Below are 16,916 nucleotides of genomic sequence, written 5' to 3' on the forward strand. Positions count from 1 at the left end.
TAATAACCGTGACGAGAAAATAAAGGGCTTACAAGGAGGCTTTACCTATGAAGATCACAAGACATCCGGAAAATCCGATCGTCGTTCCGGGCATATATAATTGGAGAAAAGTAACCGTATTCAATCCGGCGGTAATCATGGATAACGGCAAATTCTACATGATAGAACGGACGGCGGAATCATTGACTCCGTGCAAAAACGTGCTGGGGCTTCTCGAAAGTGAGGACGGTGTCCATTTCACCCATGTCAAGGATGAACCGATTATCACACCGGACATGCTCGGTTTTCCTTACGGGAGTGTTCAGGACCCGCGGATTGTCAAGATTGAGGGCACGTACTATTTGAATTACGCGCTGCGCCCATGCGCGATGAGCTACTATCCGACCGGTTCGGGTGTACCTGAGCGTTCCATACCTTCCTATCCGGACGGGTGGGGCGAAGAGGAGGGACACTGGCTAACCCGTTCCTCTATACTCAAGTCGGACAATCTCTTGGACTGGGAGTTTGTATCGGACACGACGCCGCTGGATATCAATGACCGCGACAATATTCTGTTCCCTGAAAAAATAAACGGGAAATACTACCTTCTTCGGCGTCCTGAAGAATATGTCGGGGAAGCTTACGGCACGGAAAAAGCCGCGATGTGGATCACAAGCTCGGAAGACCTCATCCACTGGGACGAGCCTGTGCTCCTCGCCAAAGCCGAAAATCCGGAGTGGGAATCTAAAAAAATCGGCGGTTCCACCCCTCCGGTGCGTACGGATCACGGCTGGCTGGTCCTTTACCATGGGGTGGACGAGGACACGGTGTACCGCGTTGGAGCGATGCTGCTGGATTTGGAACAACCGGAGAAAGTCATCGCCCGGACGAAAAATTATATTATGGAGCCGGAAACTTATTACGAGAAATTTGGCTACCAAATCCCGAACGTCATTTTCCCGACCGGCAACGTGGTAAAAGACGGACTTCTCTATATTTATTACGGCGTGACGGATACGGCGATTGCGCTGGCTACCGTTCCGCTGGATGACCTGGTGCAGCATATTTTGAGCGAATCTTTGGTGTAGGACAGCTCCGGTATTCGAGAATACTACTTTATATGAAAAGAAGGGGAAAGGTATGAAAAAATCACAGAATCGATTGAAATGGCTGATGACAGGTTTGGTTGCCGTCATTATGGTGATTACAGCCGCATGCGGCAATAATCAGGCGGACGGAGGAGCAGATGCCAAGAACGGGAAAGTGACGCTGACCATGATGCATCCTTGGACATCGCCAAACGTGGACAATGATGTGTATAAGAAACGGATCGAAGAGTTCGAAAAGCAGCATCCCGATATCATCATTAAGCAGGACGGCGTGCCTTCTGCCCAATACAAGACCAAGCTGCGTACCCTCGCTGCAGGCAACAATTTGGCCGACATCGACGTGTTATGGCCGGGAGCGGATCTGGCCCCGCTTGTAGACGGTAAACTGCTTGCACCGATCAATGACATGATGGACCAGTGGAACAGCATTCTTCCAGAAAGCGCGCTGGCCGGCTTTAAAGTTGGCGACCAGCAATACGCCATCCCTACCAAGCAGACATTCGTGGATATTATCTACTATAACAAAGAGATGTTGGCCAAAGTGGGCTACGACCAATTCCCGGATACCTATGAGAAATTCATCGATGCGGTGAAAAAGCTGAAAGACGCGGGAATAACGCCGATTTCTTTAGGAAATAAAGAGCAATGGCCGCTGCAATCCTCTTACCTGTCCATCATCGGTGACCGGTTTACGGGCAGCGACTTCTTGACGAAAGTGATGAACAAGGAAGCCAAATTTACCGACCCGGATTTCGTCAAGGCGATCTCCGTCATTGATGAGCTCAGCAAACTGAAAGCGTTTAATACCGACGCTAACAATATGGATACGGTGCAGGCCCAGGATTACTTTATCCAGGGAAAAGCGGCAATGCATATTTCCTCTTCAACCGTTGACGGCCGCATTCGTATCCAAAACGATGAAGGGGACAAGTTCGGAATCGCGCTGTTCCCGAAAGTGGATGGCGGAAAAGGTGATCCTGCCAAGAGCGCCGGAGTCGTTCAGTACGGCATCGGGATTAAAAGCGGACTGGACGAGAAAAAGCAGCAGGCCGCCGAGGAGTTTCTGAAGTTTTTTGTGAACGAGGATTTGTATAAACAACTGATCAGCAGCGGGGTCGTTGTTCCTGCAAAGGTGGACATTCCCGCAGATGCAAGCAAGTATTTGAAAGAAATGATGGAACTCACCAGTAAGGGAACCGCTCCAGTATTCGACAGTGTGATTCCGACACAGGTGGTTGACGTCATGCAAAACGGCCTGCAGGCGCTAACTGTTGGCCATGGGACTCCGGAGCAGGTAGCCAAGGATGTTCAGGAAGCTTTCGATAACATGAAATAGAATGGCACTGTGAGCCTGTTCGTGTCTGAGATGAAAAACGTGAAGGAAACCTGGGCTACCGGGTTTTCTTCCTTTTATCAGATCGCATGAGTGGGGTGAAGAAAAGGAGGGACCACATATGCACACCTTAAAAGGGACGAAGCTAGCTATCTTTCTTGGCTTGTTTCCTGCGCTTCTCATCTACCTGGGAATCGCCATCGTTCCGATCGGGTTGTCGCTGTACTACTCGCTAATGGATTGGAACGGCATCGGCTCCATGAGCTTTGTCGGCTTGGATAACTACTTGGATATTTTGAAGGACGACATTTTTTGGCTGTCAGTCAAAAACAATCTCATCATCATGGTAACAGGGCTGGCGGGCCAGATCCCGCTCGGGCTTGTGCTCGCCCTTTTGCTTAACCGCAAGATGAAAGGATCCGGATTCTTCCGGACAATAGGTTTCATGCCCGTCGTCATTTCTTCGGTCATGGTGTCCATGATCTGGGGGATGGTGTACAACACGGAATACGGAATGCTGAACAATGTCCTCGGTTTATTCGGCGCAGAGAGCTGGAAGCAGAATTGGCTGGGCGATTCCAAATGGTCGATGCTGTCCATCAGCATCGCCTACATTTGGCAAAACTGCGGACTCTATATGGTTATCTTTCTGGCTGCATTGCAGAACATTCCAGACGAGGTTAACGAAGCTGCCGAACTGGACGGGGCGACCGGTCTAAAGCGTACGCTGCGCATAACGATTCCGATGATCCGCGGGACGATTATGGTGGGCGTTGTTTACAGCATCAGCAACTCTTTCCGTGTATTTGATCTTATTCAGATCATGACCGGAGGCGGTCCTGCCCATCAGACCGAGGTCATGACGATTTACATGTACAATAGCGCCTTTATGAATATGCGCTACGGATATGGGAGTGCCGTTTCGATCCTGATTCTACTGTTCAGTTTGATTGTCATAAGTCTGTTAAACCGACTCGGAAGAGAAAAGAACGCTTAAAGGAAGGAGGTTATCCCTTGGTCAGAAAGTCCAAACTGTTCCATATAATTGCATACACTTTTTTGAGCCTGTTCGCTATTATAAATATAGTTCCGTTATTTTGGATGGTCGTCAATTCGTTTAAGGAAGAGCAGGAATATTCCAGAAGTCCGTTTTCGCTCCCGTCGCATTTGCAGTTTTCCAACTATGCCGGTGCCTGGAAAGTTGCCAATATGAACACGTACTTTTTGAACAGCATCATCATTACCTTCGTGTCGTTGGCCGTCACGGTCCTGCTCGGCTCGCTCGCCGCTTATTTTTTGTCGCGGTTTACGTTTAAGCTGCGGGGTACCGTGTATGGGTTGTTTCTGTTAGGCATGCTGGTACCTATTCACGCGACACTCATTCCGATCTTCCTGATCATGCAAAAGGTACATTTGCTGGATACGCGGTTAGCATTGATTCTGCCCTATACGGCGTTCCATCTTTCCTTGACCGTGTTTATCCTGGAAGGCTTCATGCGGGGATTTCCGAAGGATCTGGAAGAATCGGGGGTCATGGACGGTGCAGGAATTTATCGTATTTTCTGGTCGATTCTTCTTCCGATCACAAGACCAGCCCTGGCTACGGTCGTGATACTAAATTTCATTTATAACTGGAATGAATATTTGTTTGCCCTTGTACTCATTACTTCGGGTTCCCTAAAGACGCTGCCTCTGGGCCTTTCTAACTTTGCCGGCATCGAAACGGCCAGTATGACACTGCAGATGGCCGCGCTTACGATTGCCCTGATCCCAATTATTATTTTCTATCTGCTGCTGCAGAAGCAGCTGGTAAGCGGTATGACGGCAGGGGCAGTCAAAGGGTGATGCGCAGGGCAGCCTGAAGGAGAAGATCGCATGAAGACAAGCTTCAGAAGGCATCTAGGCAATTTCAGCTTGAAAAAAAAGGCGCTTGTCATATTTTTGCTGTTCGTCCTTTTGCCGACTCTCGGCGTTGGGGTCGTCGTTCAGCATCAATTTAATCAGATCCTGGAAGAGCGCTTTATCAACTCGACCAAACGCAATTTGGACAATGTAACGAACCAGCTTGAAGAACAGACCGCGATGGTGAAGGACATTGCCAATTATTTGATTCTCAGCCCGGATATGAGAACTTTTCTAAGAAGCAGCCCTCCGCTGACGAGCGATCAAAAGACGGAGCTCAAGCGGAAGATCGAAGACTTTCTGACGTTCCAGCTGATGTCGAAGAGCTACATCCGTTCGATTGAAATTTCCGGATTGAACGGGAGTTTTATCGGGATGGGAGAACCGTTCTACGGGGACGAGTCGCGGTGGATGGAGCTGGCAAGGCAGCGGAAGGGGGGGATCGTCTGGACGGAAGGATATGAGCTGAACAGCGGATGGAACGGACATGCCCGCGTGCTGTCCTTGTTTCGCTTGCTTAACTCGTACAGCGAAATTACTAAACCTCTGGGCAGCTTGATCATTCGTCTGGATGAGGCGAGTATCGTAGAGCTTCTGGAAAAAGGGATTTTCGAGGAGGGCAGCGGGAGCGTGTTCATCGTTGGGGATCAGGGGCAGATGATTATGGAATCGAAGCATCATTTGCCGGATGCCTATGTGCCGGACAACGCGCTGATGAATGAGCTTGAGAACAGCAAAGATGGCTTTATTACGGCGAGGATAGAGGACAAGCGGTATCTGACGCTTTATAACCGGATCGAAAATACGGACTGGACGATCATCTCGATGATTCCGGAAGTGAAGGTCAATCAGGAATTCCGGAGCGTCAAAATATTGATGATCTTCATTATCGCTGTGATACAGCTTCTCGGACTCACGGCGCTCATCGGGTTCCATTATACGATTATCCGCCCGATTCTTCGCCTGAAAAAGGAGACGAACCGCGTGACCTACGGGGATTATAACGCTCGGGTTCCGGTCAATTCCCATGACGAAATTGCCGAGCTTAACCGTAAATTCAATGAAATGGTGGTCACGATTAAGGAATTGATTGAGCATAAATACAAGCTCGAGCTTCGTCAGCGGGAATCGGAACTAAAGCTTATGCAGAACCAGATGGACCCCCATTTTTTGTATAATACGCTTGATATGATCCGCTGGACGGCTAGGCTGGAAAAAGCGTCGAAATCGAGTCAGCTGATTGAGATGCTCTCGAAGTTTTTCCGCAGCAGCATTGACAACGGGAACTACGAGACGACTCTCTATAAAGAAATGGAGTTCGTGCGGTCGTATTTGTTTTTGCAGCAGAATCGCCTTGGTGACAAGCTTCAGTATGCGCTGTTCATGGAGGCTGGGATCGAGCAGGTGCCGATTCTGAAAGCGACCATTCAGCCCTTGGTGGAGAACTTTATCAAACACGGTTTGGACAAAAATAAGCCGCGGTATATCGTACATGTGAAATGCTACAAAAACACCGGCGAAATCTGGATCGATGTGGTTGACAATGGGTCGGGAATGGAGCCGGAGCGTAAAGAAGAAGTTCAGGCCGCGCTGGAACATGCGGGGGCGGACGTCAACAGGGAGGGCGCCATGATGAACATACACGATAGGCTTTCGATCTATTTCGGTGAAGGGTTCGGGCTGCAAGTCGTTCAGACTTCTACGGACGGGACTTGGGTGCGGCTGCGGATTCCCGATGCTGACATACAGCTTAGCCTGGCGGTGAATGAAAATGACGGTTAACCCGGAGCAGTCCAGAAAAATCAGGATGCTCATCGTCGATGATGAAGCCGTGATCCGCAAAGGACTTCATCATACGATCGATTGGGCAGATTATGGCGTCGAAGTTGTCGGAGAAGCGGAAGATGGCAGAGAGGCGCTGCAGCGAATCGCCGAATGCGGCGGCGTAGATCTCGTTCTCTCAGATATCCGCATGGACGGCATGGATGGGCTTCAGCTTGCTGAGCGGTTGAAGGTCCTCTTTAAGGAGGTGTGCATGATTCTGGTCAGCGGCTATGAGGATTTTGATTACGCGCGCCAAGCAATGCGGCTTGGTGTGACGGATTACTTGCTTAAGCCGGTGGACATCGATGAACTGACAGCTGTCGTGAAGGGAGTTGTCAGCCGGGTCGACCGACAGGAGCATATGGGACTGCAGGAAGCGAGACTTTGGTTTGCAGGTCTTATAAGAAGCAGTTTTGCTTCCGGCAAAGTTCCCGCCTGCCTGCTGGGGACCGAGTATCGTATTGTGGCTTCGCAGATCGCCGATTATCATACCCGGTTTGGCGGAACGGCGTCAGATGAATTGGAAGCGCTCCAAAATCGATGGAGTAAGGCGATTAACCATCTGTTTACCGACAATCCTTGCCTGGAATCGGTATCCGTCCTGAAGAACGAAAATCTGATGATTTCGCTGATCGTGGTGAAAACCTCTCAGGAGCGTCCGGTCTGGGATGAACTGCTAGCCGGAATGATTGCATGCCTTGAAGAAATAGGTACCGTTTACCTCGGCGTCTCGGCACCTTTCCATACGCTTGAGCTTGCTGCATCCGCATGCACGGAAGCGGTCAGCCTGCTGCCGTATTATGTTCTGGAAGGACAGCAACTGCTGCTTCCTGAATACCGGGAAGCCATGGAGATCCAGAGGGTGATTCCAAACTATGACACGGTGACGGCTGTCCGGGAGCTGGTCAGCAGGCTTTTTAAACAGGATCCTGAAGAACTGGGTGCATTTATCGCCGATATGTTTGCCGTTTTTCGGGAAAATGGACTTTTACTGGAGGATATCCTTCATATTTATGAAGAATTATGGGTACTGCTGCGCCAGCAGCTGCGCCGAAGCGGGATGTCGGATATGGATGCCGGTTTCAAGGCGGCTGCCGACTTGAGCATTTACAATTCATATCATTCCCTTCAAAAGCTAGTGCTGGACGAGATGCTGGAACTGCAGCACCAAGTCAACGTAAGCGGGCTTGATAAGTCTTACTGGATTATCGAGAAAGCGAAGAGGTACATGGATGATCAATTCAGGATGGATTTAAAGGCTTCTGAGGTTGCCTCCTGGCTGAAAATCACGCCAAGCCATTTCAGTTATATATTTAAGCAGAGTACGGGCAAGGGCTTCACCGAGTATATGAACGAGAAACGGATTAACCATGCCAAGAAGCTCCTTGCGACGACCCATGATAAAGTATTCGAGATTGCAGACCAGGCGGGGTACAAGGAGTATAAATATTTTGTGTCGGTTTTCAAGACGTATACGGGAATGACTCCGAAGGAATACCGCGGGTTGATGGCCGGTAAAAAGGCTGAGGGAGAGTAGCGAAGGAGATATCGGAAGGAGATTTAAGGATGGAGAAATATAGGCAGCCCGGTTATTCGATCGAGGAAAGGGTCCAAGATTTGATCGAGCGGATGACGCTGCAGGAAAAAGTAGGTCAGTTGAATCAGCGGATGTATGGATGGGACGCTTATGTCCGTACGGGCGAAGAGATCACGCTGACCGATGCTTTTAAAGAGGAGGTCGCCCGCGGCGGAGGAATGGGTGCGCTGTACGGATTGTTCCGCAGCGATCCTTGGTCCGGCGTTCATTATGGTAACGGAATCCCGACAGAGAAAAGCGCGGAAGCTGCCAACAAGGTTCAGCGTTATGTCGTCGAAAATACGCGCCTCGGGATACCGGTACTGCTGACAGAGGAGTGCCCTCATGGGCACCAGGCGTTGGACGGAACGCTGTATCCGGTCAACCTGGGCGTAGGCGCCACCTGGAATCCGAATCTGATGCAGCGCGCCAGTTCATACATCGCGGCGGAGATCCGGAGCAGGGGAGCCCACATTGGACTTGTATCGGCTCTTGATATATTGCATGACCCGCGCTGGGGGCGTTCCGAAGAATGCTTCAGTGAAGATCCTTATCTGGCTGCGCGGTTTACGGAAGCGGCCGTACGGGGAATGCAGGGGACTACGCCCGAAATGCTGGCGGGTTCAGATAAAGTGGCTGTTGTGCTCAAGCATCTCTGTGCCCAAGGGGCTGCACAAGGCGGGCGAAACGCCGGGCCTGCGGCGATCGGCGAACGGGAGCTGAGAGAGATTCATCTGCCAGGCGCCAAGGCGGGGGCAAACGCGGGAGCGGCGGGCTTTATGGCTGCCTATAATGAAATTGACGGGATTCCCTGTCATGCCAATCATGCCCTATTAACAGGCATTCTCCGGGAGGAATGGGGATTCGAAGGGATCGTCATGGCCGACGGCGTCGCCGTGGACAGGCTTGTAGCGCTGACGGGGAGCCATGAGTCCGCTGCCGCCCTCGCATTGTCTGCAGGCGTTGATCTGAGCTTATGGGACACTGCGTTTTCCACTCTGGAAAAGGCGGTGAGCCAGGGGTTGGTCTCCGAACAAACGATCGATCGTGCAGTAAGCCGGGTGCTTCGCCTCAAGTTCCGGCTCGGACTGTTTGACCGCCCATATGCAGATGAGACCCGGGCCATTTCGGCTGTAGGCGCGCCGGCAGCGCGGGAAACCAATCTTCAGCTGGCACGGGAGTCCATCGTCCTGCTTAAAAATACGAATCAGCTGCTGCCGCTGGACATTCCGAAAGGGGAGAAGCGGAAAATCGCAGTCATCGGTCCAAACACCGATCGCTTGTACAACCAATTGGGTGATTATACGAGCGTGCAGCGGGAAGGGAAAGGGACGACCGTTCTACAAGGTATTCGAACGTGCGCACCGGAAGGGACCGAAGTGGTCTTTGCGCTTGGCTGTGGCATCCGGGACGAATCAACAGCAGGCTTTACGGAAGCTGTAGCCGCCGCCCAGGACGCGGATGTGGCGGTGTTGGTGCTCGGTGGAAGCAGCGCCCGTCAGTTTAACGGGGCCTTTGACAGCAATGGTGAAGCCATCGTGGGAGAAGGAAGTCCCTCCGAAATGGACTGCGGCGAAGGCGTAGATTTAGCCAGTCTTTCTCTTGGCGGTGTCCAGGAACAGTTGGTTGAGCGAATCGCTGCCACGGGCGTACCGATCGTTGCCGTCATGATTCAAGGCCGCCCTCATGCATTAACCGGCATTGAGGCGCACTGCGATGCGATATTATGCGGGTGGTATCCTGGAACGGAAGGGGGACAGGCCCTTGCGGAGATTCTGTTCGGGAAGGTGAATCCTAGCGGGAAACTGCCGGTTTCGATGCCCCGTTCCGCGGCTCAGCTGCCCGTTTACTATAATCAAAAGGATCCGGGAAGACCGCGTCATTACGTTGATATGCCTTCTTCTCCTCTATATCCTTTCGGTTATGGGCTCAGCTACACGACATTTGAATACGGGAATGTGTCCCTTTCAACTGATCGGATCAAGGTAAGCGAGTTGGAAGCTGGAGGACACGTAAGCGTAACAGTCGGGATTGTTAATGCCGGGCCTCGCAGCGGCGCCGAAACGGTCCAATTATATATTCAAGTGCGGGAATCTGGAATTAGCCGGAGGATCGCCGAACTCAAGGGATTCCGGAAGATCGAATTGGCGTCAGGGGAACAGCAGAGCGTAGTCTTCAAACTTGGTCACGAGGAGCTGGCTTTTTGGAATCAGGACATGCAGTTTAAGGCACAGCCCTGCCGGGTGCGGATCATGGTCGGGGGGAATTCCGTGGATACAGCCGGAACGGAATTATTGATCGTTCCTTAAAAAAATCTTTGTCTTTAAAATGCCTGACACAGATAAAACCCGCCTTCCAGGAGGCGGGTTTTTATGCTGTATGATTTGATAGGTTTTTGTTACGATCATCCGCTTATTTGCGCAGCGCTTCCGGATCAATCGGAGGAACCAGGCCTTCGCCGGCCGCCCGGGTCAGCAGCGAAGTGATCGCGGCGTATCCGTCGTCCCCGAGGTTGCGCGTAAAGTCGTTGACATACAGATCAATATGCTGCTGGGCAACGTCAGGATCCAGCTCCTGGGCATGGCTCAGCACGTATTCCCGGGAAGCTTCGGGATGGGCCCAGGCGTATTCGACGGACTGACGGATCCAGTCTTCGATCGCGTCCAGGTCGAGGGACCGCTTGGCAATGATCGCGCCGAGCGGAATCGGCAGGCCGGTATCGCTTTCCCACCAGCTGCCAAGATCCGTCATCAAGGACAAGCCGTAGGACGGATACGTGAATCTGGCTTCGTGAATGACCAGCCCCGCGTCAATCAAGCCGTCCCGGACGGCAGGCATAATTTGGTCGAACGGCATGACCACGATTTCGCCAATCCCGCCGGGTACGTTCTGGGCGGCCCACAGGCGGAAGAGCAGGTAGGCCGTCGATTTTTCGCTCGGAACGGCAACCCGGCGTCCGCTAAGTTCCGAAGGGTCGGCTTGGCCGCCTTTGGTCAGTACAAGCGGTCCGCAGCCGCGGCCCAAGGCGCCGCCGCATGGAATGAGGGCGTATTCGTCCAGAACCCATGGCAGGGCGGCATAAGAAATTTTAAGCACGTCCAGGTCGCTGCCCGGGTTCGATGCCAGGTTATTCGTAATATCAATATCCGCATAGGTGACTTCCAGCTCCGGGGCGGCGGGAATGAGGCCGTGCGCCGCAGCATGGAAGACAAAAGTGTCGTTGGGACAAGGGGAAAATGCAATTTTCATCGTTTCAATACCTCCACTAAGATTGAGCTTGCTGCTTCAAGTGCTTCGAAAGCTTCTTTCATCCGCCAGGCGGAACGGTCCCGGGGACCGATGGCATTCGATATCGTACGAATTTCCAGGCAGGGGAGTCCGAACAGCCGGGCGGCTTCAGCCACGCCGAAGCCTTCCATCGCTTCCGCGGCAGCGTCCTCATACCGCTGCCTTAACGCGGCGGCGGTTTGCGCCGAGCCGGTCCCGGTCGTGACCGTCAGGACGGCACCGCTTCGAACCGCCAGTCCGGCGGAAGCCATGGCTGACTCGAGGCGGCGGACGAGCGGAAGATCCGGCTCGAGGCGGGAAGAGCCGAACCCAAGCTCGTCCACGCTGAGAAAGCCGTCCGGCGTCTCCGCGCCAAGATCAGCCGCGATCAGCTGATCGGCAATGACGATCGAGCCGATGCCGGCCCGATCCGTAAATCCGCCGCCGATGCCGGCGCTGATGACCAGGCCGTATTCGTTACCGGCCAGAACGCGAGCCGTACGGGCGGCGGCGGAGGCCGGTCCGACGCCGGCCAGCTCGACGTCGATAAAATCCGGGCTGCCGAGTCCGCGAAGAACCGCCTCCCGCTCGGCCTCGACGGCGGTCATGATCAGCACCCGGGAGTGATTGGTTGTTGGTGAATTCATGTGCGTACCTTCTTATCGTATAGTTTACAGGCCGTATATGCAGCTTCAATATATAACCTTATCCTGATCGGAGCCGTGTGTAAAGTGGCGGGAAGCCGAGAGGCAGAACGTAATCCGATAAAAACACCGATCCCCCTACGCCTTCTTGATGCGCAGGGGGATCGGTGTACCATGTATTTCATCCGGTGATATAGGTGTTGGAATGCTTAATGATGACTTTTACGTTCACATCCTTAATATTTATTTTGGGAAGGATCGGCCCCCGGGAGACGTATCGTTTCCAGCTATCATTGTGATGGCGGTATAACCACTCCTCAAGACCAAACAAGTCGATATTTTTATCTTTCGCATCGTTAAACTCCTTCATGATGTCCTTTTTCAGGATCGACTGGGCCTGCTGCTCCATCTGATGTTCTGACATCCCAGCCTCGGTACGCGTTTCTAATACAGTGGCATTGACCGTAAGGTTGATATTTATGTTTAAGCGTTCAGACGTATCTGGGTCCAACGAGATTTTCGTATGGGGACCTGTTAAATTCAACGTGTTTTTCAGGCCGTGTTTTTCGGGAATGCTGAACGGATATCTTAACATATGGCTGTACCGGATCAATCTGGCGCCCATCATGTCCTCCTCTGCGACCCATCCCTCATTCGCTCCTTTATTGATGACATATACGCCTGTGAGCTCCATCATGGAGGGGGTTTTATCCTTTTGGTTGGCCATCCATTTCCGGTCCGTTACGGACAGGACGGGAAGCAGCACGCTGGTTGCAGGCTCCCGAATGCTGTTGACTAATTTTTGCAGCTGAATCGGCATGATCGCGGATCGCTGCTTATAGGTCTCCTTAGGCTCAAACATTTCGAGCATCAGAGGAGACTGATTCAGCGTCGTATCTGCCATGAATATCGACTCGATCGGTTTATCGGTTCCGTACACCCAGGATGTATACCGCAGCTCTCTGGAACGCAGGAGGCTGTCGAAAATATCCTCCAGCTTTCCCAGTGCGGATTTCGTCATGACGATCGCTTTAACATGCGTCCACAGCGTATGGTGCTGGGCGGATCTGTAAATATCGTTGATAGCCAATAACACAGTGGGGCCTTCGCCGACCCCCACCCAGGTTGATGCAGGTTTGGAATCCCCGCTGCCTTCCTTTGTCCCGACAGCGGAGAAATCGGTCAGCTTGACGTATACGACATAATGGTCCTTTTTGTAATCGATGCCGAGCGCCGTCACGATATTCATATCCTGTACCGCCTTCAAGTCCCAGCAGCCGGTCAACAGCAGGGAACAGACCAGAACAACGATGATGGCTTTCATTCGTTACTCTCCCTTGCGCGTATCGTCCTGCGTCCGCAGCACCCGCGGACGGTACTTGAACAGCTTGACCGGCTTACGGAACAGACCTTCCCAGAAATCCTTGGCGATATAGGGGGAAGCGGGAGCCAGATAAGGAACCCCGAAGTTTTCCAGCGTGGCCAAGTGTAGCAAGACGGAGAACATCGCGATAAAAAATCCGAACATGCCCAAGCAAGAAGAAAGCAGGAGAACATACAGCCTAATGATTGCCGTCGTCCCCGAAAGAATTTGATTGACCAGTGTAAAGGTAGCGATGATCGTCACGGCCACCGCCACAACCATCGTCGGAGACGTAACTCCTGCTCTAATGGCCGCATCGCCGACAATGAGACCCCCGACCACCGTTACGGTCTGGCCGACCGATTTGGGCAGGCGGGTGCCCGCTTCATGGAACACCTGGAACAGGAACAGCATCAAGAAGCATTCCAGCGGAATCGAGAACGGAAGCCCGATTCTGGAATTCATAATGGTTGCCAGCAGCGGAGTCGGAATCTGCTCGAGGTTGAAGGTGGTCAGCGCCACGTAGAATCCAGGCAGGAACATAGCAATAAAGAGGCCCGATATCCGCAAAAACCTTTGCACCGAGACGATGTGAAAGGGCATATTGGAGTCTTCCGGCGATTTGATCAGGCTGAAGAGCGTGATGGGTGCGATAATTCCCATGGGAGAACCGTCGAACATAATGACGAACCGGCCTGCCAAAAGGCTGGATGCGACATAATCCGGCCTGCCAACATAATCGGTGAGCGGAAACACGCTTTTAAGCCGCCCCTGAACGAGGTCTTCGATTTGTGTGGTGCCGATAATCGCGTCCCCGTTGAAATTTTGAATCTTCATCCTGATTTCATCAACGATATCCGGGTTAATGATATCCCGGATGTACATCAATGCGATTTGTGTGTGACCCCGCTCGGAAAGGACGAATTTTTCCACGCATAACGACTGGGTCCGAAGCCGCTTGCGGACAAGTGCGAGGTTCACGCTTAAATTTTCGGTAAATCCATCCTGGGGCCCCTTAATGGAAGATTCCGTGGATGACTCCTCCGGAGACCGGGAAGGGGTGCTGCTGACATTCAATTGGTAGAAGGCATTCATATGCTGGAAGTACAGGATCATCATTCCCTGAAACACCTGGGTATCGAGTTCGTACAGTACATTTTGGGTCTTCATTTCCTTCAGCGGCAGCGATTGATAGTCCCGGATGCTGTCTTTGCTGAAGAATCCTGTTTCCATGTACATCTGTTCAAGCCTAGGGAGCACGAACTGGTTGATTTGGACCTCGTCCGTCATGCCTTCACAATAAATCAGAAGGATGGACTGCTTCAGGTCTCCTTCCCCTACATAAAAGGGATGAAGGACCACATCGCCGCATGGCTCATAATACTTTTGGAGGAACGGGATATCGATATCTGCCAGGCTGACTTGAGGCTGCTCTGTACTAGTTGTCATGGTGTTCTGTTCCTTTCTTTCCGGATGAAATGAGAGCCAAAGCAAACAAGATGAGGATTAAAGCCCCCAGGAAGGCGGCAGAAAACGGGAAATAGAAACGTTTTAAAATTTTCAGGAAATTCGTATCGTTCAGTCCGGTCAGGCTTATAAGGAGAATCAAGCCAGCAACGGTAACGTATGCGCCAATTCGCGGTAGCTTTTCTTTAATGTTCCAAACATCAACGATAAAATACAGGGCTAGTGAAATCCGGATGAAGGCTCCCGACAGCCATTGATAGATGGAGAAAAAGTCGGTCTGAGCGACATATCTTCCAATGGTGGCCACACGCCATTCCTCATACGCCGGATACATTTGCCTGGACGCCTCATACGGATCAAAGATCGTGATGGCGCCGATCAGCGGCCCCATGGTCAGCCCGGTCAGGGCCAAGGCAAGAACGTATAACTGCCAGGCTTTCGCGGCCTTCGCCAATTTTGGCTGGAGAAACAGGTACATGATTATTTCAAAGGAACCTGCACATGAATTGGCCAGTCCGGAAAATACAGGTCCCCAGCCTTTGGACAGAACCGGCAGCAGCTGGCTGTAATCCTTGGTTTGAAAATTGACCGTCATGATAAAAAATCCGAGTAGGACGACGAACGGCAGAAGAATCCCCGCGGAGATGGCAATGGGTTTAAATCCCATGATCGCGGCATATAGGCATAAAAGCAGCATAACTATGGTTGTTACAGATACCGGCGTTTCGGTCAAAAAGGTGATTTTGGCCCAAGTGGTCGTATCAAACAACGTATAGAAGCAAATCATGTATAAAAAAACGCTCATGATGATGCGCAGAAGAACGGCCGCTGCTAGGCCGTATTCTTGACTCAGCCATTCGTGGATGGAGCGGTTTCCCAATCGTTTGGCTACGTAATACGTCATAGCAGTCACGGCCATCAGCGGCAGAATGGACAAGGTGACCGAGATCCACGCGTCTCTGCCTGAGCTCTGCAGCAGGAACGGAATGATAAACACATGGTTCATCATCCCGATGGACAGCAGGATCATCATGAAGCCTTGCGACAAGCGGGCTTTAAGTACTTTCATTCAGTTACCTCCAAGTAAGGCGTGGATCTAGATCCATTATTAACCGGGAGGTTCCCCGCAATACTTCCTATATTTAAAATGACACATGGCGCGAAGACCGACGATATATTAGAATAGATAGGTCTGTATATTTAGTTAGGCTTCTTATGAGGCGCGGATTCCCGATCCAGGGACCGTGCAAAGACAAGAAAGTTGAAAGTGAGAATTTGCCATGATGATTAATAACCGGATGACATTTGAAAATCTGTGCTTGCGGAATGAACCGCTTGCGAACCACTCGTCCTATCAGATCGGCGGAGAAGCGAATTTCTTCGCTATGCCCGAAACGGCCGAAGAGCTGATCACGCTGCTGCAGGGATGCAGAACCCACGGCCTGGACTATTTTTTCTGCGGGATGGGCTCTAATCTTTTGTTTCCCGACAATCCGCGCAAGGATACGCTGTACATTTCTTTGAAAAGGCTGGTTTATTGGGACATTACCCCGGACAAATGGTTTATTTCCTCGGGGACACCGATGTCCATGCTGTCGATCGCAGGCCTGATGTATAACATCCCGGGTTACGAGTTTACCTACTTGCTGCCGGGCGGCCTGGGGGCCGGCATTTACATGAACGCCAAGTACAACCACCGGCAGATCAGCGACATTATCAAAACGGTGTATTATGTGGACTTGGAAGATCCATCCCTGTCCGTTCAATCGATTGATGTCAGCCAGTGCAAATATGGCTATAAGCAGTCCATATTCCAGATGAATCCGTGGCTTATTTTGGGTGCGGATATGCTGGCCGTACCGGAGCAATTGGATCCGCAGCAGGCAAACCGCCTGCTGAGCCGCTGGAAGGACAAAGAGGGGATGTCGTCCCTGTCTTCGTTCTATTCGTATATGGCTGAAGAGGCGAAGGCGCTCCAAAGCCGGGGAATCCATCTGCCCGCCCCGATGACCCAGATTGAGGAATACCGGAACGGCAAGCGCCATTTCGAGTATCCTTCCTGCGGATCCGTCTTTAAAAACAATTACGATTACGGCGTTCCCGTCGGTGCTTTGGTCGACCGGCTTGAATTGAAAGGGAAGGCATACGGCGGCGCCATGATTTCTCCTTTCCACGGGAACATGATCATCAACACGGATCATGCGACCGCCGAGCACATTAAATATTTGATGAATGTGATCATGGAGGGGGTCGACAAGGCGTTCGGCTTCGTTCCTGAACCTGAGGTCGTCGTCGTCGAGTAGTCTGTTTCAAATCCGAATATGTGAATATTATGTGACCGTAACCCGCCTTCACCCGCGATTGGCGGGTTATTTGTGTCACGTTCGTGACCGAGGTGACAATCCAGTTAAAAATCTTTAAATTAAGGTATTGTAATTGGACGAGGGTGTAT

Annotated in this window: 13 protein-coding genes; 8 read left to right on the forward strand and 5 right to left on the reverse strand. The window is 51.8% G+C overall.

The window, feature by feature from the left end:
* Positions 1-47 precede the first annotated feature (47 nt).
* The 7 genes from BCV73_RS07970 (at position 48) to BCV73_RS08000 (ending at position 10,032) form a co-directional block, all read left to right on the forward strand.
* The gene (locus tag BCV73_RS07970) at positions 48-1,067 is read left to right on the forward strand and encodes a glycoside hydrolase family 130 protein (RefSeq protein WP_076167616.1); all 1,020 of its coding nucleotides are present in this window, start codon (positions 48-50) and stop codon (positions 1,065-1,067) included.
* Positions 1,068-1,119: 52 nt separating this feature from the next.
* Positions 1,120-2,424, forward strand: coding sequence for an extracellular solute-binding protein (locus tag BCV73_RS07975; protein WP_076167614.1), 1,305 nt, complete (start codon positions 1,120-1,122; stop codon positions 2,422-2,424).
* Positions 2,425-2,542: 118 nt separating this feature from the next.
* On the forward strand, positions 2,543-3,418 hold the full coding sequence (locus tag BCV73_RS07980) for a carbohydrate ABC transporter permease (protein WP_076167611.1): 876 nt from the start codon (positions 2,543-2,545) through the stop codon (positions 3,416-3,418).
* 104 nt (positions 3,419-3,522) lie between these two features.
* Positions 3,523-4,266 carry a carbohydrate ABC transporter permease gene (locus BCV73_RS07985; protein WP_240913019.1) on the forward strand — a complete coding sequence of 248 codons (744 nt, stop codon included), beginning with the start codon at positions 3,523-3,525 and terminating at the stop codon, positions 4,264-4,266.
* 30 nt (positions 4,267-4,296) lie between these two features.
* Positions 4,297-6,105: a cache domain-containing sensor histidine kinase gene (locus BCV73_RS07990; RefSeq protein WP_089546676.1), complete on the forward strand. Its 1,809-nt coding sequence runs from the start codon at positions 4,297-4,299 to the stop codon at positions 6,103-6,105.
* A complete protein-coding gene (locus BCV73_RS07995) occupies positions 6,089-7,684 on the forward strand; it encodes a response regulator transcription factor (RefSeq protein WP_089546677.1) in 1,596 nt (531 codons plus the stop codon). Before BCV73_RS07990 ends, BCV73_RS07995 begins: the two co-directional genes overlap by 17 nt.
* A 29-nt stretch (positions 7,685-7,713) precedes the next feature.
* Positions 7,714-10,032, forward strand: coding sequence for a glycoside hydrolase family 3 N-terminal domain-containing protein (locus tag BCV73_RS08000; protein WP_089546678.1), 2,319 nt, complete (start codon positions 7,714-7,716; stop codon positions 10,030-10,032).
* A gap of 103 nt (positions 10,033-10,135) precedes the next feature.
* Here BCV73_RS08000 and BCV73_RS08005 read toward each other — a convergent pair whose 3' ends face one another.
* From BCV73_RS08005 to BCV73_RS08025, 5 genes are all read right to left on the reverse strand, one after another.
* Positions 10,136-10,972 carry a 1,4-dihydroxy-6-naphtoate synthase gene (locus BCV73_RS08005; RefSeq protein ID WP_089546679.1) on the reverse strand — a complete coding sequence of 279 codons (837 nt, stop codon included), beginning with the start codon at positions 10,970-10,972 and terminating at the stop codon, positions 10,136-10,138.
* Entirely contained in the window at positions 10,969-11,637 is a 669-nt protein-coding gene (locus BCV73_RS08010; protein ID WP_089546680.1) for a futalosine hydrolase, read from the reverse strand. Before BCV73_RS08010 ends, BCV73_RS08005 begins: the two co-directional genes overlap by 4 nt.
* 178 nt (positions 11,638-11,815) lie before the next feature.
* Positions 11,816-12,958, reverse strand: a complete 1,143-nt coding sequence (locus BCV73_RS08015) for a Ger(x)C family spore germination protein (RefSeq protein ID WP_089546681.1) — start codon at positions 12,956-12,958, stop codon at positions 11,816-11,818.
* A 3-nt stretch (positions 12,959-12,961) separates the two neighbouring features.
* On the reverse strand, positions 12,962-14,446 hold the full coding sequence (locus tag BCV73_RS08020) for a spore germination protein (protein ID WP_089546682.1): 1,485 nt from the start codon (positions 14,444-14,446) through the stop codon (positions 12,962-12,964).
* Entirely contained in the window at positions 14,436-15,533 is a 1,098-nt protein-coding gene (locus tag BCV73_RS08025) for a GerAB/ArcD/ProY family transporter (RefSeq protein ID WP_089546683.1), read from the reverse strand. The genes BCV73_RS08020 and BCV73_RS08025 overlap by 11 nt, the downstream gene beginning before the upstream one ends.
* Positions 15,534-15,744: 211 nt before the next feature.
* Between BCV73_RS08025 and BCV73_RS08030 the strand changes: the two genes are divergently transcribed.
* The gene (locus tag BCV73_RS08030; protein ID WP_244169189.1) at positions 15,745-16,767 is read left to right on the forward strand and encodes a UDP-N-acetylmuramate dehydrogenase; all 1,023 of its coding nucleotides are present in this window, start codon (positions 15,745-15,747) and stop codon (positions 16,765-16,767) included.
* Positions 16,768-16,916: the final 149 nt, after the last annotated feature.

The organism is Paenibacillus sp. SSG-1 (genome assembly GCF_002224835.1).
Lineage (GTDB): Bacteria > Bacillota > Bacilli > Paenibacillales > Paenibacillaceae > Paenibacillus_AQ > Paenibacillus_AQ favisporus.

Coding starts and splice junctions, on each gene's coding strand:
- BCV73_RS07985 (WP_240913019.1), top strand. CDS start 3,523: ATGGTCGTCAATTCGTTTAAGGAAGAGCAGGAATATTCCAGAAGTCCG.
- BCV73_RS08030 (WP_244169189.1), top strand. CDS start 15,745: ATGATGATTAATAACCGGATGACATTTGAAAATCTGTGCTTGCGGAAT.
- BCV73_RS08020 (WP_089546682.1), bottom strand. CDS start 14,446: ATGACAACTAGTACAGAGCAGCCTCAAGTCAGCCTGGCAGATATCGAT.
- BCV73_RS07995 (WP_089546677.1), top strand. CDS start 6,089: ATGAAAATGACGGTTAACCCGGAGCAGTCCAGAAAAATCAGGATGCTC.
- BCV73_RS07990 (WP_089546676.1), top strand. CDS start 4,297: ATGAAGACAAGCTTCAGAAGGCATCTAGGCAATTTCAGCTTGAAAAAA.
- BCV73_RS08010 (WP_089546680.1), bottom strand. CDS start 11,637: ATGAATTCACCAACAACCAATCACTCCCGGGTGCTGATCATGACCGCC.
- BCV73_RS07970 (WP_076167616.1), top strand. CDS start 48: ATGAAGATCACAAGACATCCGGAAAATCCGATCGTCGTTCCGGGCATA.
- BCV73_RS08015 (WP_089546681.1), bottom strand. CDS start 12,958: ATGAAAGCCATCATCGTTGTTCTGGTCTGTTCCCTGCTGTTGACCGGC.
- BCV73_RS08005 (WP_089546679.1), bottom strand. CDS start 10,972: ATGAAAATTGCATTTTCCCCTTGTCCCAACGACACTTTTGTCTTCCAT.
- BCV73_RS07975 (WP_076167614.1), top strand. CDS start 1,120: ATGAAAAAATCACAGAATCGATTGAAATGGCTGATGACAGGTTTGGTT.
- BCV73_RS08025 (WP_089546683.1), bottom strand. CDS start 15,533: ATGAAAGTACTTAAAGCCCGCTTGTCGCAAGGCTTCATGATGATCCTG.
- BCV73_RS08000 (WP_089546678.1), top strand. CDS start 7,714: ATGGAGAAATATAGGCAGCCCGGTTATTCGATCGAGGAAAGGGTCCAA.
- BCV73_RS07980 (WP_076167611.1), top strand. CDS start 2,543: ATGCACACCTTAAAAGGGACGAAGCTAGCTATCTTTCTTGGCTTGTTT.